Below are 17,323 nucleotides of genomic sequence, written 5' to 3' on the forward strand. Positions count from 1 at the left end.
AGTCCCATCCCACTCTTGAGCCCGACCACCTGCATGACCGACATCCAGCCCCTTCCTCCCGTGACCCCGCCGCTCGACGGCTTCATCCTGACCCGCCATGGTCGGGATGTGCAGGGGCGTACCGAGATCGTGATGTGGCTCTGGAGCGCACAGGGACCGGTACGGGTGGTGGTGCCGGGGCAGGAGCCGGTCTTCTTCCTGCCGGAACGCCACCTGGAGGAGGCGGCCGAGCTCTTCAAGGGGGCCGGGGTGAGGGGGCGTTTTCGCCGCCTCCCCATGCACACCTTCGAGGGGAGCCGGGTGGTGGGCTGCTACTTTGCCACCCTGAGCGCCTTTCACCGCGCCATCGAGCTGCTGCTCATCCGTGGTTTGGAGCACTTCGAGGCGGATATCCGCCTGCCCGAGCGCTTTCTCATGGAGCGCTTCATCACCGCCGGGATGCGCTTTGACGGCAAGGCGAGGCGCAAGGGGGGCAGGCAGGGTTACTGGGAGGTAAACGAGGCGCGCTGTGCGCCGCAGGCGGTGACGCCGACCCTCTCCTGGGTCTCCCTGGACGTGGAGTGCGCCATGGATGGCACTCTCTTCTCGGTGGGGCTTCATAGCGAAGAGGACGCGCGGGTCATCATGATTGGTGCCCCGGAGCCGGACTCGCAGGACTGGGAGACCCCCGTCGAGTGGGTGGCGGACGAGCCAGCCCTGCTCGCTGCCCTGGAGGGCTGGTTCAGCCTGCACGATCCTGATCTCGTCATCGGCTGGAACGTGGTGAATTTCGACTTTCGCCTGCTGCTGCGCCGCGCCGAACTCCACAAGCGGCGGCTGCGGCTCGGGCGCGGGCGGGAGCTCTGCTTCTGGCGCTCGTCCCGAAACGACCCCCAGAGCGGCAACGTCATCATCCCGGGGCGCATGGTGCTGGACGGCATCGATACCCTCAAGAGCGCCACCTGGCAGTTCCCGAGCTACAGCCTGGATGCGGTGGCGAGCGAGCTGCTCGGGCGGGGCAAGGACATCGAGGACGTGGCCAACCGGGGGGAGAAGATCACCGAACTGTTCCACTCCGACAAGGAGGCGCTGGCCCGCTACAACCTGGAAGATTGCAGGCTGGTGTGGGAGATCTTCGATTTCTGCCACCTCATCCCCTTCGCCATCGAACGCGCCTCCCTCACCGGTCTTGAGCTCGACCGGGTGGGCGGGTCGGTGGCGGCGTTCACCAACCTCTATCTGCCACGGCTGCACCGCGGTGGCTATGTGGCGCCCAACCTGCCGGCAGACGGCGGGCTCGCAAGCCCCGGCGGCTATGTGATGGACTCCAAGCCGGGGCTCTATCGCCACGTGCTGGTGCTCGATTTCAAGAGCCTCTATCCCAGCATCATCCGCACCTTCTGCATCGACCCCATGGGGCTGGTGGAGGGGCTCAAACACCCGGATAACGCCATTCCAGGCTTTCGCGGCGCCCTGTTCTCCCGAACCCGCCACTTCCTGCCGGATCTCATCGCCACCCTGTGGGCGGCGCGGGATCGGGCCAAGGCCGCCAGTAACAAGGCCCTCTCCCAGGCCATCAAGATCATCATGAACTCCTTCTACGGGGTGCTGGGGTCGGGGGGTTGCCGCTTCTACGACCCGAGGCTCGCCTCCTCCATCACCTTGCGAGGCCACGGCATCATGCAGCAGACCCGGGAATGGATAGAGGCAGAAGGGTTCGAGGTGATCTATGGGGATACCGACTCCACCTTCGTGCACCTGGGGAGCGATATCCGTCTCGAACAGGCGGACGAGATTGGCCAGCGACTGGCGAAGATGATCAACGACAACTGGGCCGCGCTGATCAGGCGGGAGTTCGACCTGCCGAGCCATCTGGAGATCCAGTACGAGACTCACTACCGCCGTTTCCTGATGCCCACTATCCGCGGGCTGGAGAAGGGGAGCAAGAAACGCTATGCGGGACTGGTGGGCGAAGGGGAAGGGGAGCACCTGGTGTTCAAGGGGCTGGAGACGGTGCGCACCGACTGGACACCCCTTGCCAAGGCATTCCAGACCCGGCTCTACGAAATGGTGTTCCACGACCAGGATCCCAGCAGCTATGTGCGCACCATGGTGGACGAGACCCGGGCCGGCCGTCACGACGATCTGCTCATCTACCGCAAGCGGCTGCGCCAGAAACTCGAGGAGTATCAGAAGAACGTGCCGCCCCATGTGCGGGCGGCGCGCCTGGCGGACGAGGAGAACCTGCGCCGCGGCCTGCCCCAGCGCTATCAGCACAGGGGCACCATCGCCTACCTGATGACCCTGAACGGCCCCGAGCCTTTGGAGTACCGGCGCAGCGCCGTCGACTACGAGCACTACATCGACAAGCAGCTCAGGCCCATCGCCGACGCCATCCTTCCCTTTGTGGGGGAGTCGTTCGAGCGGATCTGCGGCCAGCAGCTCGATCTCTTCTGACAACGCGAGGTAAACGCGGCGGCCATGGCACGACAATGGCGGCCCGCGGGCCAGAGGGGACAGGAGGCAGATGACGGGGGAGAGCGGATGTCAGAGCCGACCAATGCAAAAAGCCCGCTATCAAGCGGGCTTTTCAAATCTGGTGCGTCCTAGTGGATTCGAACCACCGACCCCCACCATGTCAAGGTGATGCTCTAACCAGCTGAGCTAAGGACGCAGGGTGCGCAAGGCGACTTTGTGTGTCATTGCAGGGGAGTGGTGGGTTTAATTGGATTCGAACCAACGACCCCTACCATGTCAAGGTAGTGCTCTAACCAACTGAGCTATAAACCCACATCTGTGTTCAACCGGATTCGAACCAACGACATTGCCTACGCCATGTCAAAGTACTGTTCTAACCGACTGAGCTATAAACCCACATCAAATTCATATCTGCAATTTATTCAAACTGTTATGGTGCGTCCTAGTGGATTCGAACCACCGACCCCCACCATGTCAAGGTGATGCTCTAACCAGCTGAGCTAAGGACGCATAACAGGGTTTCGTGATGGTGCGTCCTAGTGGATTCGAACCACCGACCCCCACCATGTCAAGGTGGTGCTCTAACCAGCTGAGCTAAGGACGCATCACGAAAAGTGGTGGGTTTAATTGGATTCGAACCAACGACCCCTACCATGTCAAGGTAGTGCTCTAACCAACTGAGCTATAAACCCACTTCATAAACCGGGCTGAAGACCCGTTTTATCCCGCCAGCACTGCTGGCGTGGTCGGCATACTACCCATGGCCCCCAAGGCTGTCAACAAGGGACATGCACAAAGGAGACTGTTTGCCCAGTTCTTGTGCAGCCTGTTGATTTTACAGGCGAGCCGCCCCAAAAGTGCGGCTCCCCGTGCCCCTGGCCGCGCCCTATTGCGCCCGGGAGAGGGCGGTGCAGGCCGCGGGGCTGGCGAAGCGGCCGTAGATGACGCGCAGCCGTGCGCCCAGCATCAGGGCGGCGGAGGTGAGACCGACGATGAAGCCTATCCAGAAGCCCTGAGGGCCCATGCGCGGTACCACCCAGTCGGTCAGCCCCAGGATCATGCCGGTGGGCAGACCCAGCCCCCAATAGGCGACGATGGTGACGTAGAAGATGGCCTGGGTGTCCTTGTAACCGCGCAGGGCCGCCGCGGCCACCACCTGTACCGAATCGGAGATCTGGTAGATGGCGGCGAAGAAGAGCAGGGTGGCGGCGAGGCCGATCACCTGCAGGTCGTCGGTGTAGATCCCCGCGATGGGGTCGCGCAGCAGCACGGTGAGGGCGGCGGTCGCGGCGGCGACTCCCATGCCCAGCATCAGGCCGGTGCGGGCGGCGACCCTGGCCTGATCCGGTTGACCTTCCCCTATGTTGTGACCGACCCGGATGGTCACGCCGACACCGATGGAGAGGGGCAGCATGAAGACCAGGCTGGAGAAGTTGAGCGCAATCTGGTGACTCGCCACCGTCTCCGCACCGAAGGGGGCCAGCATCAGGGCCACCACGGTAAACAGGGTCACCTCGCAGAAGATGGCCATGGCGATGGGAAACCCCAGGCGAAACAGGCGCCAGATCCGGCTGCCGTTGGGGCGTGCCAGCTGGGCGAACAGGTTGATGCGCTTGAAGTGGGCAGAGCACTTCACATAGACGATCATCGCCAGCAGCATGGCCCAGAGCACGATGGCAGTGGCCACGCCGCAGCCGACGCCGCCGAGTTTCGGCATGCCGAAGTGGCCGTGAATGAAGATGTAGTTGGCGGGGATGTTGACCGCGAGCCCCACGAACCCGATCACCATGGTCGGCATGGTGTGGGAGAGCCCCTCACTGAAGTTGCGCAGCACCTGGAACATCACGAAGGCGGGCAGGCCCCACAGGATGGCGTGCAGGTAGCCGGCAGTCTTGGCCGCCATGACGGGATCCACGTCCATGAACTGCAGTGCCAGGGGGCTGAAGTAGAGTGCCACCATGGCGATGGGCGTGACGATGAGGGCGAGCCAGAAGCCCTGGTGCACGGCGGGGCGTACCTCGTCCTGCTTGCGGGCGCCGTTGAGCTGGGAAACGATGGGGGTGAGGGCCATGATGATGCCCTGCACCAGCAAGATGATCGGCAACCAGAAGCTGGACGCCACCGACACGGCGGCCAGATCCACGGCGCTCACCTGTCCCGCCATCACGGTATCGACGAAGTTCATGGCGATCTGGGCCACCTGGGCGACCAGAATGGGGCTGGCTAGACGAACGAGCTGCTTCGCCTCGGACCAATAACGTTGCACTGACACCTCCGAGTGGATCAGATAAAAGAGAAAGAGCGGACAAGAGAGATGGGCTTTTGCCTCCTCGTCCTGAGGAGACAAAATGCGGGGGTGTCATTCTAGCCTGAAAAACCGCCAACGGGGAAGGTCGGCGGCAGATTTGTAGCCGGGATCAGGCGTCTTCGTGATCGCTGATCAGCAGGTTGGCCGCGGCATAGGCCGCCTGCTCGCGCAGATCCGCTGGTACCCGCTCGTCGGAGGCCACGGCGTTGAGCGCCCGTATGCTGGCGGCAATGGCCTGGGGCACATAACCCTGCTCACCGGAGCCAATCTGGTTGTAGGCGATGCGAATGGCTTCACAGCATTGATATACCTGCATTTTTGTTTCCTCGTTCAGTCTGGATTGATTGGGGTCACTATAGCGATCGCGCTTCTCCTTGTCAGCCGGCACCCTTGTCTTGCAAGGTGGCCGGGGGTAACCTGCCGACAATTTTCACAGCCTGGAGAGACTCATGTTCACCGGCATCGTACAAGGGACCGCCGAACTGGTGGCCATCGATTCACTGCCCAATTTTCGCACCCACGTGATCCGCATGCCGAGCCCGGCCTGGGGCGAGGGGCTGGCCCTGGGGGCCTCGGTAGCCCACAACGGCTGCTGCCTGACCGTCACCCGGGTGGAGGGGGATCTGGTCAGCTTCGATCTGATGCAGGAGACTCTGCGCCTCACCAACCTTGGGCAACTGGTGGTGGGTGACAAGGTCAACGTGGAGCGGGCCGCCCGCTTTGGGGACGAGATTGGCGGCCATGCCATGTCCGGCCACATCATGGGGACGGCCGAGGTGACCTCGGTCATCGACACCCCCAACAACCGCCAGGTGTGGTATCGCCTCGATCCTGCGCTGATGAAGTACGTGCTGACCAAGGGCTACATCGGCATCGACGGCATCAGCCTCACCGTGGGCGAGGTGCGCGCCAGCGAGTTCTGCGTCAACCTGATCCCCGAGACCCTGGCCCGCACCAATCTGGGCTGGGTCAAGGCCGGCTGGCGGACCAACATCGAGATTGACCCCCAGACCCAGGCCATCGTCGACACGGTGGAGCGGGTGCTGGCGGCGCGCCAGTAACCACCTGAGCGCTGCCCCAGGGTTTGAAGAGGATGGCGGCATCACGGGAAAGGCGCCCTCTTGTGGAAGAGGCGCCGCCCCAGAGCCTTGGAGACTTCCCTATGTTTGTCGTGACATTGACCTATGTGAAACCGCTGGCGGAGATCGATGCCCTGATCCCGGCCCACATTGCGTGGCTGGAGCGGCAATATGCCGCAGGCCATTTTCTGGCATCCGGGCGTCAGGTACCCTGAGTCGGGGGCGTCATACTGGCGCAGGGCGTGAGCCGAGACGCCCTGGAGGCGATGCTGGCAGAGGATCCCTTCAAGCAGGCAGAGGCGGCCGATTATCAGGTGGTGGAGTTTGTTCCGACCATGACGTCGGCGAAGGCGGCGTGCTTGAGGGAGGCGTGATCCAGCCTGACGATGGCACCAGAACAAACGGGACCCACAGGGTCCCGTTTGTTTTTGTCTGTGTCTGGACAGGGGAATTCAGAACAGCTGCTCGTCGTCGGCATCCACGAAGAGTTGCAGGCAGTCGCGGGCTTCATCCCGGTGCAGCCGCAGGTGGATGGGGTTGCAGCAGGCCATGCAATCCTCGTAGAACTCCTGATCCCCCTGGCTGGCATCCAGCTCGACCCGGGTGTGGTGGCCGCAGTGGGGGCAGACGATACGCTTGCTGGTGTACTCGATCATGGTGACCTCCTCGGGCCCGTGGGCCGTCTCTGTGCTCCTGCTGATTCTAGTCGCCACAGGGCGGCGCAACCGCGAGCAAGCGCACGTTTATGAGCGGGCTCAAGCGAGGCAGGAGGTCAGTCCGTGTTGCCTACTTGACCCAGCCGGCCAGCATCTCTGTGTTCAGCTCGGCAAGAGAGCGCAACTCGTGGTTGGCGATGGCCAGACGGGGATCGCCGACCAGCGCCGGGTCCGGCACGATCAGCGCCGTCATGGAGGCTGCCTTGGCCGCCAGCAGGCCGGTGAAGCTGTCCTCAATGGCGAGACAGTGCACAGGCTCGACGCCGAGCTTCTCGGCGGCGTGGATATAGACATCCGGGTGGGGTTTGCCAAAGCGCTCCACCTCGGCGGAGTGGACCGCCATGAAACGGTCCTGGATGCCGAGTTTGCCGAGCACCGCCTCGACCATGGCAAACGGGGAGGAGGTGGCGAGCCCGATCTTGAGCCCTTGGGCCTCGATGAGGTCGAGCGCTTCCAGCACCCCGGCCTTGGGCTGTCCCTCTTGCAGGATGAGTGCGATCACCTGATCCAGAATGCGCTGTACCACCTCTTCCTGGCTGGGGCTGCTCCAGGGGCGGATCCGGTACCAGTGGGCCACCAGCTGATCGATGCGCACCCCTATGGTGGAGTTGCAGTCCTCCTCGGTGTGGAAGTGGCCCAGTTCGGCGAAGACGGCCATCTGTGCCCGTTGCCAGAAGGGTTCCGAGTCGATCAGAACACCATCCATATCGAAGATCACGGCAGTTAACATCTTGTACTCCTGACATAGGTGAAGGGGGGATTATAAGCCCGGTGCTTCAATGGGAAAGGGGCAGTCACCTGCCCCTTGCGCCGGATCACGCAGATAAACGTTTGTTTTTGCGTGGTAAAGCGGAGTGCCTAGAACAGTACCTCGACTTGGGCTGCCACCGTCTTGGCCTGCTCCACGGCTTCCTGGCAATCCTGCCCACGGGCGAGCGCCACCCCGAGGCGACGACGACCGGCGATCTCCGGCTTGCCAAAGAGACGCAACTGGGCACCGGGCACCAGGGCCAGTGCCTCGCCGATCCCCTGATAGCGGATATCCTGGCTGTGGCCTTCCCGCAGCACCACGGCAGAGGCGCTCGGGCCGTACTGGGTGATGGTGCCGACGGGCAGCCCCAGGATGGCGCGCACGTGCAGGGCGAACTCGGAGAGATCCTGGGAGATCAGGGTCACCATGCCGGTGTCGTGGGGGCGGGGGGAGACTTCGCTGAACCACACCTCGTCACCCCTGATGAAGAGCTCGACCCCGAACAGACCGTAGCCGCCAAGGGCTTCAACCACCTTGGCCGCCACCTCCTTGGAGCGGGCCAGGGCCAGCTCGCTCATGGCCTGGGGCTGCCAGGATTCGCGGTAGTCGCCATCCTCCTGACGATGGCCGATAGGCTCGCAGAAGTGGATGCCATCGACGGCGCGCACCGTGAGCAGGGTGATCTCGTACTCGAAAGGAACGAAGCCTTCGACAATCACCTTGCCACGACCGGCACGGCCCCCCTCCTGGGCATAGGTCCAGCTTTCATCCAGCCTGGCGAGATCGCGCAGCAGGCTCTGCCCCTTGCCGGAGGAGCTCATCACCGGTTTGACCACGCAGGGGAGGCCGATGGCCTCGACGGCGGCCACAAACTCCTCCTTGCTCTGGGCAAAGCGGTAGGCAGAGGTGGGCAGCCCCAGGGTTTCGGCGGCGAGGCGACGGATCCCCTCCCGGTTCATGGTGAGCTGGGTGGCGCGGGCATTGGGCACCACCTTGACCCCTTCCTGCTCGAGGGCGGCCAGGGTGTCGGTGGCGATGGCTTCAATCTCGGGGATGATGAGGTCGGGCTTGACCTCGGCCACCAGGGCGCGCAGGGCGGCGCCATCCAGCATGTCCAGCACGCGGGCCTGGTGGGCCACCTGCATGGCGGGGGCGTTGGCATAGCGGTCGGCGGCGATCACCTCGATACCGAGCCGCTGCAGCTCGATGGCGACCTCCTTGCCGAGTTCGCCTGATCCCAGCAGCAGGGCGCGGGTCGCAGTGGGGCGGGTGGCGGTTCCAAACATCTGATCTCTCCTGAGGTCGGTGGTCAGCAGGGCTGATCCGGGTGAGCAAAAAAAGAGGCACGCATGGCGTACCTCAGGAAGTGGGTGGGTGGGCGCGCTGCTCCAGATGGGTGAGCAGGGTGATGGCGCCGATGATGATGGCCGCCCCCAGCCACAAGCGACCGGGGGGCGCCCAGCCAAATACCAGCCAGCCGGCCAGCACGTTCATGGGCAGCTTGGCAAAATCAAAAGGTTGCACGAAGGAGGCCTCCGCCACGCTGTAGGCGCGGGCGATGGACATCTGGGCCAGTGCCGACAGTACGCCAGAGGCGGCCACCAGCAGCCACTGGGTTTCGCTTGGCCACTGCCATTCAGGGATCGCCAGCATGGCGTTGAACGGGGTGCTGAAGACGAGCAGGTAGACGACGATGGTGTGGGACGACTCGCTGGCCGCCTGATAGCGCACCAGCAAGGAGTAGCCTGCCCAGAAGAGGGCGGCCGCCACCGGCAGCAGGGAGGCAAGGGTGAAGTCGTCGGTCCAGGGGGCCAGGATCAGCATGGCGCCCACAAACCCCGCCAGGGTCGCGAGAATGCGTGCCCGGCTCACTTGCTCTTTGAGAAAGAGGGCTGATCCCAGGGTGGCAAACAGGGGGGAGGTCATCAAGAGCGCGATCCCCTGCCAGATGGGGACGGGGACCGCCAGGGCCCAGAGCCAGAACTGGATGCCGGTCACCGCCAGGGCGACCCGCAGCAGGTGCAGGCGCAGCTGGTTCGTCATCAGGGACTGGCGCAGACCGTGGCGCACCAGCCAGGGCAGCAGGCAGACCAGGGCTATCAGATATTGGTGAAAGGCGACCTGGGTCGAGGGAAGGCCGAGCGTGAAGCTGACATACTGGCTCAGGCTGTTGACGGCGGCGAAGCAGAGGCCTGCCACCATCATCCAGACGGCGCCGGCAAAGGGGGAGTGCCTGCGGGAGGAGGTCATGAGATCCGGATCACGTACAAAAAGTGCGGCGGATCATAACGGCAATCGTTTGTCATGCCAAGGGTGTGGAGTTTGATGAGCCCCTCTCTGCCGAGGAAATGCACAGGCATCAAATTTTTTGAATGACTTGAGCATCTATTTTCGCTATCAGGCTTTAATGCCAGTCTTTATAGTGACCTCCATCGACAGCCTGGCTGTTCAATTGACAATCAAATGGAGTTTCACCATGGCCAATATCCTCGTTCTGAAGTCCAGCATCCTGGGCCAGTATTCCCAATCCAACGCCCTGATCGACGGCTACCTGGCCGAGCGCCAGGGTGACACCATCCAGGTACGCGATCTGGCGACCCTGAACCTGCCGGTGCTGGACGGCGAGCTGGCCATGGGCCTGCGTGGTGGCGAGAACCTGAACGAGCGTCAGCAAGCGGTGCTGGCCCAGTCCGACGAGCTGGTCGCCGAGCTCAAGGCGAGCGATCTGGTGATCATCGCGGCCCCCATGTACAACTTCAACATCCCGACCCAGCTGAAGAACTGGATCGATCTGGTGGCCCGTGCCGGCGTGACCTTCCGTTACACCGAGACCGGTCCGGTCGGCCTGGTGGAGAACACCCGCGCCCTGGTGGTCAGCCCCCGTGGCGGCATGCACGTGGGCAATGCCACCGACCTGGTGACCCCCTACATGCGTACCGTGCTGGGCTTCATCGGCATCAACGAAGTGGACTTCATCTATGCCGAAGGCATGGGCATGGGGCCGGAGGCGCAAGCCAAGGGGATCGAGCAGGCCAAGGAGCAGCTGGAAACCCTGGCTTACTGATGCGACTCGGGGCCTTGGCCCCCAGTATCCTGAAACAACAACGCAGCCCTCGGGCTGCGTTGTTGTTTTTGCACAGACACTACGCTCTGACGTCGTTATTCGCGCAGGAAGTGGCGGCAGCCGCTGCCGACCATCAGAAAGACCGCCACCAGGGAGGCCAGCAGCAGGGTGGTGAGCCACTGCTCGGCGCTGTTGGGGACCTGGGGGAGGAAGAGGCTGATCACCAGCAATGTGCAGAGGGTGATCAGGCTGGTTGGTCGAATGAGGCGCATCATGGGTCATCCTTGGCTGCGGGTGGTGAACAAGAGGCTAACCGCGGTCTGTGACAACAAGATGTATCCATACCTCTTGCGAACATCAACGGACCGGGTAGCCACCACCTTAGCAGCTTTTGCCGACGGAGCCAGCGGCATGGGTCGGGTTGTGATCCGGATCCCTATCTGAACTGCTTCTGATCTTCCTGATAGTGAAAATCGCCACTGGCCAGCCTGGCGACCAGGGCCTCTTTATCGAGATCCTGCGCCCGGCAGAGATCATCGAGATCCTCGTAGTGATCACGCAGCTGCATGTTGACCAGGCTCAGCAGCATGTTGACATCCATGGTGGCAAAGTTGTTCAGCTTCATGAGGGTTGCTCGTTGTCCAGCAGGTGAAGTTGTTCGATGGCATCGCTGACGCTCTGCAGGTGCAGGCGAATGCTCTGGCGCGCCTCGGCCGGCAGATAGTCGGTGAGGGTGTGCTGCCAGCTTCCCGCCTCCGTCTTGAGCTGCTGGAACAGGGTGAGCCCCGCCGGGGTGAAGGAGACCAGGCTGATGCGCTTGTCCTGCACGCTGTTCTCGGTGAACAGGATGCCTTTCTCCACCAGACGATGGATCTCGCGGGAGATCCGTACCTTGTCCATGCCGCTCGCCTCCACCAGTTCCTTCTGGCTGATGGGGTAGTGGGGGCCGAGCACCATCATCAGGCGCCACTGGGGCACGGTGAGTTGGTACCGCTGCTGATAAAACTGTTCAAAGGTATCGCGCACCATCTCAGCGGCGTGAACCAGCTGATAAGGAGGGTAGTGCGCGAGCAGCTCAATGATCTTCGACATATGACATCCTGCTGTGGCGGCTGCATCGGGTGCAGTTTCTCTTGATACTTTGGCCTTGATGATACGTAACACAGGGGCATTTGTCTGACCAGTCACCAGAAAAATGTGCGTTTGCGCACGTGTTCTGTCATCGAATCGGCAATTGGGGTCTCAACTGGCCTGCTTGCCCGCACTCTTTCGCAGCCATATCAAGGCGTTGTGGGTCAGCCAGGCCTCGCGACTCTGCAAGGCGTAGAGCGCCGCCTCGTCACGGCTGCCTCCCTGCCAGCGGCGAGGCTCCTGCTTGGGCAAGCGGCGCTGGCCCAGCAAAGTGGCGGGCACATGGGGATTGACCTCCATTGCCGCCGCCAGATGAGGGCGCGCCGCCGCTTCCCCTTCGCAGACAAAGCTCATCAAGGCCTTGTTGTAGAGCAGCCAGCAGGAGGCTTCATCAAAGCGCACCAGCAGTTGTTGCAGGGCATCCCATTCCCCTTGCCAGGCATAGAGGGTGGAGAGGGGGTGGCGGCAAGCGGGCTCGTCGGCGCGACAGAGGGCGAGCAGGGCCAGGTACTCATCCCGTGCCTGCCCAAGCTGCCCAAGTCGCAGCAGGCAATCGGCTCGACCGGCCCTGGCCGCGATCAGAGGGCGTGCCTCGGGGACCTGCCAGCCATGGCCCGCGTGGGCTTGCCAGAATGCCTCATCGAACAGGAGGTTGGCATCGGCAATGATGCGCTCGAACCAGCCAAGGCGAGCGAGGGGATCGCGGCTCTCTGCCGCCAGCTCGAACCACTGCTGCCACTGGCGAGTCTGTTCGTTGTCCAGGGACGGGCTCTCTTCAGGCTCGGCCTCGTAGTGATCCTGGCCGAGCAGTAGGTTGAGGGCCGTCTTCATCTGCTGGCGTTGACGCTTGCAAAAATCGAGGAAGGGGAGCTCGCTGGCCGCAGCCTGGTGCAGCATCATGGCCATGGGCTTGTCGCGAAACAGGCAGAGCTCGGCCACCAGGCTGAAGCGATGGCGGGTCGCCGGATCGTTCAGGTCGGTCGGCGCCGGCCAGCAGGCCACCCCCTGACTGAAGCCATAGCTCCATTGGCCCAGAGGATGGCGCTTGTCAAACACCTGCTCCGGGTTGTCGGTAGAGAGGCGACACTGGCTCGGCAGGGCCAGCTGCGCGTCGTCGGCCTGGGCTTCCAGCTCGGCGATCAGGTGATGCAGCGCCTCGGCACTCTTCCCGTCCAGCGCTGCATCATGAGGCAGCAGGCCGGCCAGCGGATCTTGCCAGTCGGGGGCAACGGGCCCCGTCAGACGGGCGCACAGGAAGCCGTGCAGGGCGGGGTAACTCATCTCCTGCTGGCTGTGGGTCTGGATCCATTGATTGAGATGACGGGTACGAGTGGCTGGGTTCATCGACGCTTCCTCTGGATTTGACGGCCGCGAAGTCTACCTAAAAGTGGGGTTATTTGCAGCAAAGGGGGAACTGAATGCTGCTAATATCGTCAATCTGGCCACCCGGGAGCGGGAAAAGAGGTCAGACACAGGGGGGAGGGGCTAGGTCCTGCTGCCGCTCTGGGGTAACATGCGCGCCTGCATGACATAAACCGGCCCCGTCCTCTCTCATCCGACGGCGGCGATGCACCTCTATATGACGGGTCTTCCATGAGATGGGCCCATCCGGATATTGAAAGAAGAGATCACCATGTTACAGATTGGCAAGATGAACACCCTGACCGTCGTCGAGATTGAGGAGCGCGGCGCCTGGCTGGCGGCGGGGGAATACGGCGAGCTGCTGCTGCCCAGGCGCCAGTTGCCGGAAGGCGTCGCCGAGGAGAGCGAGGTGTCCGTCTTCCTCTATCTGGATGCTGATTGCGAACCGGTGATCACCACCGACAAGCCCTTCGCCATGGTGGGGGACATCGTCGGTCTCAAGGTGGTCAACGCCAACAAGATTGGTGCTTTCCTCGACTGGGGCATGAAGAAGGATCTCTTCGTACCAAGCCGCGAGCAGAACAAGCCGATGCAGGTGGGCCATGTCTATCTGGTGCATCTGATGCTGGACAACGAAGGGCGCATGGTCGGCACCAGCCGTCTGGAGCGCTTCCTGCGCATCGACCCTCCTTTCAAGAGCGGTGACGAGGTGACGGTGCTGCCGGGGGAACACACTCCCCTTGGCATCAAGGCCGTGGTCAATGGCCAGTACGCCGGCATGCTGTTCAAGAACGAGGTGTTCGGCCGCGTGATGACGGGCCGACCGCTGACCGCCTGGGTCAAGCAGGTGCGCGAAGATGGCAAGCTGGACCTGACCCTGCAAAAGCCGGGGCTGGCCCGGATGGATGACGCCGGTGCGCGCATCCTGCTGCGTCTGCAAAAGCAGGGGGGCAGCCTTGCGGTGGGAGACAAGAGCGATCCTGACGTCATCTACAAGATGTTCAGCATGAGCAAGGGCACCTTCAAGAAAGCGATCGGCGGCCTCTACAAGCAGGGCAAGATCGTCATCGAGGAGCACAGCATCCGCCTCGTGGGCTCCGACACGCCGGCAGGGGACGAATAAGGTGCCGAGTCCCTGCATCGGTGACTGCCGGGCCAAGGAGGGGCTCTGTCTCGGTTGTGGCCGCACCCTGACCGAGATAGGCCAGTGGTCCGTCATGGACAGCGAGGCCCAGCTGGCCCGCATGGCCGAGCTCGATGGCTCGAAGAGCACTCATGCCTGCCCGGGCTGCGGCGAGCCGGCGTTCTGCGCCGTGTCGGCGGGGGAACCCATCGAGCGCTGCTGGTGCAGCCAGCTTCCCGCGTTGCCCATGAGCGATGCCAGCGCCTGCTGGTGTCGCCGCTGTCTGGCCAAGGCCATCGCGACACGCCCCTGACTCGGGCATCGCAAAAAACGAAAAAGGCGCCTGGGGCGCCTTTTCTTATGCCTGTTGCTGGCGGTGCCAGCGGATATGCACGTCGTGCTCGCTTTGATCCCGGGGGAGCAGGAAGGTGGCGTAGATCACCTCGAACTCGTCCTGATGATCCAGCAAGCCGACCCAGACCTCGGCCCAACGTGCCATGTCCACCGGCTCGCCGAGTTCGGTTGACCAGTCGGCATTGGGCAGGGTTGCCTCCACCGCGCCACGTTGCTCGAACTCGAGGGTGATGTCGACGATTTGTTCGGGGGCCAGCATGTCGGCGGCCTGCTCCAGAAACTGATCATAGGCCCACTCGACCAGCTGATCCGGGCTACGTTGTTCCATGAAATCACTCCAGATACGTCCAGGTTCGCCACTTTAACAAGTATTGGGATGGGCAGCCAGCCCGGGGGCGGTGACGCCGTGCTGTCAAATGGCGGGATCAGGGGATAAGGTTAACAGAGCCGCCAGCAGGGGCGGCGTGACGGGGCGGCCTGACAAGATGAAGCGACGACAGTACAGAAGGCAGATCAAGCGGCGGCGCGAAACCTGGTGGTGGCACTATCTGCCCCTTCATCGGGAAACCGTCGGCGGCCATCTGGGGCCCGCCTCTGATCCGCAGGATGGCGCTACTCTGTGCCGTGGACCCGGTTCAGGGTGACTTGCCCGAGTTGACCCATCTGACGACGGATCCAGGCCGAGCGCTGCTGCACATAGGGTGAGGGGGGCTTTACCCGATAACGCCAGGGGTTGGGCAGGGCGGCGGCGAGCAGGGAGGCCTCGTAGCGGGTGAGGCGTATCGCCGGTTTGCCGAAGTAGTGTCTGGCGGCCGCCTCGGCGCCATAGATGCCGGGTCCGAACTCCACGATGTTGAGATACACCTCGAGAATGCGGGACTTGTCCCAGCCCAGCTCCATCAACAGGGTGAACCAGGCCTCTATCCCCTTGCGCAGGAAGCTGCGATCGCTCCACATGAAGAGGTTCTTGGCGGTCTGCTGGCTGAGGGTGCTGGCACCGCGCACCCGCCCGCTTTGCTGGTTGTACCTGAGGGCCGAGCTGATGGCATCCATGTCAAAACCGTGATGTTCGGCAAAGCGCTGATCCTCAGCGGCGATCACCGCCAGTTGCAGCTCCCGGGAAATCTGCTCAAGTGGCACCCAGTCGTGCTTCACCTCGGCCACCTTGGCAGGGGGAAACAGGGCGCGTTCGAGGCGCCAGGTCCACATGGGGGGGTCGATGAAGCGCAGCAGCGCGACCGAGACGATGGTGCTCGCAAAGGCGGCCAGCAGCAGCTTGCCGAGCCAGCCCAGCAGTCGCCGTCTGCGTGAAGGCCTCACGGGCGCGGGCCCGCCGTCCCAGTCATAGTGGCCAGGATCATCGGGATCCGGAATTATTGGGGCAGCCATTCGATGTGGCAGAACTTCTCGTCAACGCGGCGGGAGAGCAGCATGCGGGCAAACAGGTGCTCGTACTCTTCTTGTTCGTTGCCAAGACCGACCCAGATCTCGGCATAGTCGGCGTCGCTCACCTCAAACCCCACGTCAGCCGCCCAGTCGTCGGCGGGATCGGTCTCCGCCAGCAGGCCGCGGTCGTTGAACTCCTGATTGAAGCGGACGATCTCCTGCTCGGGCAGGTTGTCGGAGGCCAGCTCCATGAAGAGTTCGAGGGCGGTGTCGAGCAGTTCCTCGACGCTGTGCATTTCGTCATTCAAAGACATAAAAGCCGTGTTCCAGATAAGGGGAGAGGGAAAGTCCGTCGGCAGCGCCTCGGGGTGCGCGGTATTCTAGCTGGCCCTGATGCCCTTGGCGAGATGCCGGGACGCCAGGCATTAAAAAACCGGATCCTGGGAAAGGATCCGGTCTTCATTGGGGGAAGGGGTCGCGCATGGTGCGTCAGCTCATCCCTTCTTCTGGTCGTCGGCGAAGGTGATGTTGAGCTCCAGCACCGACAACTCGTCACTCTTCTGATCAAGCTGGACGGTTATCTTGTCCGGGTCGATCTGCACGTATTTGCGGATCACGTCGAGGATGTCCTGCTTGAGCTGGGGCAGGTAATCCGGCCCCCCTCTGGATGAACGCTCGTGAGCCACGATGATCTGCAACCGCTCTTTGGCCAGTTGTGCGGTGTTCTGTTTCTTGTTGGAACGAAAATAATCCAATAATGACATGCTTAACTCCCGAACAGTCGGCTAAAGAAGCCCTTCTTCTCTTCTTCCAGAAAACGGAAATCCTTGGTGTCACCCAGCAGACGGGCGACGGCGTCCTCGTAGGCCTGACCGGCATCGGACTCCTTGTCCAGAATGACCGGCTCGCCGGAGTTGGAGGCGCGCAGCACCGCCTGGGACTCCGGGATCACCCCGAGCAGTTTGATGGCCAGGATCTCCTGTACGTCCTGCACGCTCAGCATGTCGCCGCGGTTGACGCGGGTCGGGCAGTAGCGGGTCAGCAGCAGGTGCTCCTTGATGGGATCCTCACCGCGCTCGGCACGGCGAGACTTGGAGGCCAGGATACCGAGGATGCGATCCGAGTCACGCACGGAAGAGACTTCCGGGTTGGTGGTGACGATGGCCTCGTCGGCGAAATAGAGCGCCATCAGGGCACCGGATTCGATACCGGCGGGGGAGTCGCAGACGATGTAGTCAAACTGCATCTCCGCCAGCTGATCCAGGATCTTCTCCACCCCTTCACGGGTCAGGGCATCCTTGTCCCGGGTCTGGGAGGCGGGCAGGATGAACAGGTTTTCGCAACGTTTGTCCTTGATGAGGGCCTGGTTGAGGTTGGCTTCCCCGTTGATGACGTTGACGAAGTCATAGACCACGCGCCGCTCGCAACCCATGATGAGATCCAGGTTTCTCAGACCAATGTCAAAATCGATGACCACGGTCTTGTGGCCACGCTGGGCCAGACCGGTGCTCAGTGCCGCGCTGGTTGTCGTCTTGCCAACGCCACCCTTGCCCGATGTAACGACTATGATTCGCGCCATTCTCGCTTCCTTG

Annotated in this window: 22 protein-coding genes and 5 tRNA genes; 7 read left to right on the forward strand and 20 right to left on the reverse strand. The window is 62.7% G+C overall.

Annotated elements, in window-relative coordinates:
- Positions 1-33 precede the first annotated feature (33 nt).
- Positions 34-2,436, forward strand: coding sequence for a DNA polymerase II (locus AB5Y89_RS03295; RefSeq protein WP_124244738.1), 2,403 nt, complete (start codon positions 34-36; stop codon positions 2,434-2,436).
- A 140-nt stretch (positions 2,437-2,576) separates the two neighbouring features.
- Here AB5Y89_RS03295 and AB5Y89_RS03300 read toward each other — a convergent pair.
- The 7 genes from AB5Y89_RS03300 to AB5Y89_RS03330 form a co-directional block, all read right to left on the reverse strand.
- Positions 2,577-2,653 (reverse strand) — tRNA-Val (locus tag AB5Y89_RS03300).
- Positions 2,654-2,692: 39 nt separating this feature from the next.
- Positions 2,693-2,769, reverse strand: a tRNA-Val gene (locus AB5Y89_RS03305).
- 121 nt (positions 2,770-2,890) lie between these two features.
- Positions 2,891-2,967 (reverse strand) — tRNA-Val (locus AB5Y89_RS03310).
- A 17-nt stretch (positions 2,968-2,984) separates the two neighbouring features.
- Positions 2,985-3,061, reverse strand: a tRNA-Val gene (locus AB5Y89_RS03315).
- Positions 3,062-3,072: 11 nt separating this feature from the next.
- Positions 3,073-3,149: transfer RNA gene (locus tag AB5Y89_RS03320), tRNA-Val, on the reverse strand.
- 194 nt (positions 3,150-3,343) lie between these two features.
- A complete protein-coding gene (locus tag AB5Y89_RS03325; RefSeq protein WP_029314480.1) occupies positions 3,344-4,723 on the reverse strand; it encodes an MATE family efflux transporter in 1,380 nt (459 codons plus the stop codon).
- A 151-nt stretch (positions 4,724-4,874) separates the two neighbouring features.
- Positions 4,875-5,081: a YaeP family protein gene (locus tag AB5Y89_RS03330; protein WP_010674629.1), complete on the reverse strand. Its 207-nt coding sequence runs from the start codon at positions 5,079-5,081 to the stop codon at positions 4,875-4,877.
- A gap of 133 nt (positions 5,082-5,214) precedes the next feature.
- Between AB5Y89_RS03330 and AB5Y89_RS03335 the strand changes: the two genes are divergently transcribed.
- The 3 genes from AB5Y89_RS03335 (at position 5,215) to AB5Y89_RS03345 (ending at position 6,218) form a co-directional block, all read left to right on the forward strand.
- Positions 5,215-5,826, forward strand: a complete 612-nt coding sequence (locus AB5Y89_RS03335) for a riboflavin synthase (RefSeq protein WP_039039091.1) — start codon at positions 5,215-5,217, stop codon at positions 5,824-5,826.
- A 101-nt stretch (positions 5,827-5,927) separates the two neighbouring features.
- Complete coding sequence (locus AB5Y89_RS03340; protein ID WP_241656714.1) at positions 5,928-6,059, forward strand: YciI family protein; 132 nt, start codon at positions 5,928-5,930, stop codon at positions 6,057-6,059.
- Between the two features lie 27 nt (positions 6,060-6,086).
- Entirely contained in the window at positions 6,087-6,218 is a 132-nt protein-coding gene (locus AB5Y89_RS03345) for a hypothetical protein (RefSeq protein ID WP_277750265.1), read from the forward strand.
- A 78-nt stretch (positions 6,219-6,296) separates the two neighbouring features.
- On the opposite strand, the gene AB5Y89_RS03350 is transcribed toward AB5Y89_RS03345, so the two are convergent.
- The 4 genes from AB5Y89_RS03350 to AB5Y89_RS03365 all read right to left on the reverse strand — a co-directional run bounded on the left by AB5Y89_RS03350 (position 6,297) and on the right by AB5Y89_RS03365 (position 9,561).
- Complete coding sequence (locus tag AB5Y89_RS03350; protein ID WP_005336871.1) at positions 6,297-6,500, reverse strand: CPXCG motif-containing cysteine-rich protein; 204 nt, start codon at positions 6,498-6,500, stop codon at positions 6,297-6,299.
- 130 nt (positions 6,501-6,630) lie between these two features.
- Complete coding sequence (hxpB, locus tag AB5Y89_RS03355) at positions 6,631-7,290, reverse strand: hexitol phosphatase HxpB (RefSeq protein WP_043155976.1); 660 nt, start codon at positions 7,288-7,290, stop codon at positions 6,631-6,633.
- Between the two features lie 128 nt (positions 7,291-7,418).
- Positions 7,419-8,597, reverse strand: coding sequence for a formate-dependent phosphoribosylglycinamide formyltransferase (purT, locus tag AB5Y89_RS03360; RefSeq protein WP_041215222.1), 1,179 nt, complete (start codon positions 8,595-8,597; stop codon positions 7,419-7,421).
- Positions 8,598-8,670: 73 nt separating this feature from the next.
- Positions 8,671-9,561 carry a DMT family transporter gene (locus tag AB5Y89_RS03365; protein WP_041211382.1) on the reverse strand — a complete coding sequence of 297 codons (891 nt, stop codon included), beginning with the start codon at positions 9,559-9,561 and terminating at the stop codon, positions 8,671-8,673.
- A 226-nt stretch (positions 9,562-9,787) separates the two neighbouring features.
- On the opposite strand from AB5Y89_RS03365, the gene AB5Y89_RS03370 reads away from it, so the two are divergent.
- Positions 9,788-10,375: an FMN-dependent NADH-azoreductase gene (locus AB5Y89_RS03370; RefSeq protein WP_039039094.1), complete on the forward strand. Its 588-nt coding sequence runs from the start codon at positions 9,788-9,790 to the stop codon at positions 10,373-10,375.
- Between the two features lie 95 nt (positions 10,376-10,470).
- On the opposite strand, the gene AB5Y89_RS03375 is transcribed toward AB5Y89_RS03370, so the two are convergent.
- The 4 genes from AB5Y89_RS03375 to AB5Y89_RS03390 form a co-directional block, all read right to left on the reverse strand.
- Entirely contained in the window at positions 10,471-10,650 is a 180-nt protein-coding gene (locus AB5Y89_RS03375; RefSeq protein ID WP_010674636.1) for a hypothetical protein, read from the reverse strand.
- Positions 10,651-10,811: 161 nt separating this feature from the next.
- On the reverse strand, positions 10,812-11,000 hold the full coding sequence (locus tag AB5Y89_RS03380) for a DUF4250 domain-containing protein (protein WP_043155974.1): 189 nt from the start codon (positions 10,998-11,000) through the stop codon (positions 10,812-10,814).
- Positions 10,997-11,467, reverse strand: coding sequence for a MarR family winged helix-turn-helix transcriptional regulator (locus AB5Y89_RS03385; RefSeq protein WP_010674639.1), 471 nt, complete (start codon positions 11,465-11,467; stop codon positions 10,997-10,999). The genes AB5Y89_RS03380 and AB5Y89_RS03385 overlap by 4 nt, the downstream gene beginning before the upstream one ends.
- Before the next feature lie 150 nt (positions 11,468-11,617).
- Positions 11,618-12,850, reverse strand: coding sequence for a UPF0149 family protein (locus AB5Y89_RS03390; protein ID WP_325769217.1), 1,233 nt, complete (start codon positions 12,848-12,850; stop codon positions 11,618-11,620).
- Between the two features lie 271 nt (positions 12,851-13,121).
- Here AB5Y89_RS03390 and AB5Y89_RS03395 point away from each other — a divergent pair, with 271 nt between their 5' ends.
- Entirely contained in the window at positions 13,122-13,991 is an 870-nt protein-coding gene (locus AB5Y89_RS03395; protein ID WP_042014378.1) for a S1 RNA-binding domain-containing protein, read from the forward strand.
- A gap of 1 nt (position 13,992) precedes the next feature.
- Positions 13,993-14,304: a DUF1289 domain-containing protein gene (locus AB5Y89_RS03400; RefSeq protein WP_045524812.1), complete on the forward strand. Its 312-nt coding sequence runs from the start codon at positions 13,993-13,995 to the stop codon at positions 14,302-14,304.
- Positions 14,305-14,349: 45 nt separating this feature from the next.
- On the opposite strand, the gene AB5Y89_RS03405 is transcribed toward AB5Y89_RS03400, so the two are convergent.
- The 5 genes from AB5Y89_RS03405 to minD all read right to left on the reverse strand — a co-directional run bounded on the left by AB5Y89_RS03405 (position 14,350) and on the right by minD (position 17,310).
- Complete coding sequence (locus AB5Y89_RS03405; protein ID WP_010674643.1) at positions 14,350-14,673, reverse strand: HI1450 family dsDNA-mimic protein; 324 nt, start codon at positions 14,671-14,673, stop codon at positions 14,350-14,352.
- Positions 14,674-14,957: 284 nt separating this feature from the next.
- Positions 14,958-15,665 (reverse strand): monofunctional biosynthetic peptidoglycan transglycosylase, encoded by a 708-nt coding sequence (gene mtgA / locus AB5Y89_RS03410; RefSeq protein WP_368222874.1) that lies wholly within the window; start codon positions 15,663-15,665, stop codon positions 14,958-14,960.
- Positions 15,666-15,718: 53 nt separating this feature from the next.
- Entirely contained in the window at positions 15,719-16,045 is a 327-nt protein-coding gene (locus AB5Y89_RS03415) for an HI1450 family dsDNA-mimic protein (protein WP_029314491.1), read from the reverse strand.
- Positions 16,046-16,225: 180 nt separating this feature from the next.
- Positions 16,226-16,495 (reverse strand): cell division topological specificity factor MinE, encoded by a 270-nt coding sequence (gene minE, locus AB5Y89_RS03420; protein WP_010674646.1) that lies wholly within the window; start codon positions 16,493-16,495, stop codon positions 16,226-16,228.
- Positions 16,496-16,497: 2 nt separating this feature from the next.
- Positions 16,498-17,310 (reverse strand): septum site-determining protein MinD, encoded by an 813-nt coding sequence (gene minD, locus AB5Y89_RS03425; protein WP_010674647.1) that lies wholly within the window; start codon positions 17,308-17,310, stop codon positions 16,498-16,500.
- Positions 17,311-17,323: the final 13 nt, after the last annotated feature.

This window comes from Aeromonas sp. s4 (genome assembly GCF_040907855.1).
In the GTDB taxonomy this organism is placed as follows: Bacteria; Pseudomonadota; Gammaproteobacteria; order Enterobacterales; family Aeromonadaceae; genus Aeromonas; species Aeromonas caviae.

Coding starts and splice junctions, on each gene's coding strand:
- AB5Y89_RS03295 (WP_124244738.1), top strand. CDS start 34: ATGACCGACATCCAGCCCCTTCCTCCCGTGACCCCGCCGCTCGACGGC.
- AB5Y89_RS03330 (WP_010674629.1), bottom strand. CDS start 5,081: ATGCAGGTATATCAATGCTGTGAAGCCATTCGCATCGCCTACAACCAG.
- AB5Y89_RS03335 (WP_039039091.1), top strand. CDS start 5,215: ATGTTCACCGGCATCGTACAAGGGACCGCCGAACTGGTGGCCATCGAT.
- AB5Y89_RS03340 (WP_241656714.1), top strand. CDS start 5,928: ATGTTTGTCGTGACATTGACCTATGTGAAACCGCTGGCGGAGATCGAT.
- AB5Y89_RS03350 (WP_005336871.1), bottom strand. CDS start 6,500: ATGATCGAGTACACCAGCAAGCGTATCGTCTGCCCCCACTGCGGCCAC.
- hxpB (WP_043155976.1), bottom strand. CDS start 7,290: ATGTTAACTGCCGTGATCTTCGATATGGATGGTGTTCTGATCGACTCG.
- purT (WP_041215222.1), bottom strand. CDS start 8,597: ATGTTTGGAACCGCCACCCGCCCCACTGCGACCCGCGCCCTGCTGCTG.
- AB5Y89_RS03365 (WP_041211382.1), bottom strand. CDS start 9,561: ATGACCTCCTCCCGCAGGCACTCCCCCTTTGCCGGCGCCGTCTGGATG.
- AB5Y89_RS03370 (WP_039039094.1), top strand. CDS start 9,788: ATGGCCAATATCCTCGTTCTGAAGTCCAGCATCCTGGGCCAGTATTCC.
- AB5Y89_RS03375 (WP_010674636.1), bottom strand. CDS start 10,650: ATGATGCGCCTCATTCGACCAACCAGCCTGATCACCCTCTGCACATTG.
- AB5Y89_RS03380 (WP_043155974.1), bottom strand. CDS start 11,000: ATGAAGCTGAACAACTTTGCCACCATGGATGTCAACATGCTGCTGAGC.
- AB5Y89_RS03385 (WP_010674639.1), bottom strand. CDS start 11,467: ATGTCGAAGATCATTGAGCTGCTCGCGCACTACCCTCCTTATCAGCTG.
- AB5Y89_RS03390 (WP_325769217.1), bottom strand. CDS start 12,850: ATGAACCCAGCCACTCGTACCCGTCATCTCAATCAATGGATCCAGACC.
- AB5Y89_RS03405 (WP_010674643.1), bottom strand. CDS start 14,673: ATGGAACAACGTAGCCCGGATCAGCTGGTCGAGTGGGCCTATGATCAG.
- AB5Y89_RS03415 (WP_029314491.1), bottom strand. CDS start 16,045: ATGTCTTTGAATGACGAAATGCACAGCGTCGAGGAACTGCTCGACACC.
- minE (WP_010674646.1), bottom strand. CDS start 16,495: ATGTCATTATTGGATTATTTTCGTTCCAACAAGAAACAGAACACCGCA.
- minD (WP_010674647.1), bottom strand. CDS start 17,310: ATGGCGCGAATCATAGTCGTTACATCGGGCAAGGGTGGCGTTGGCAAG.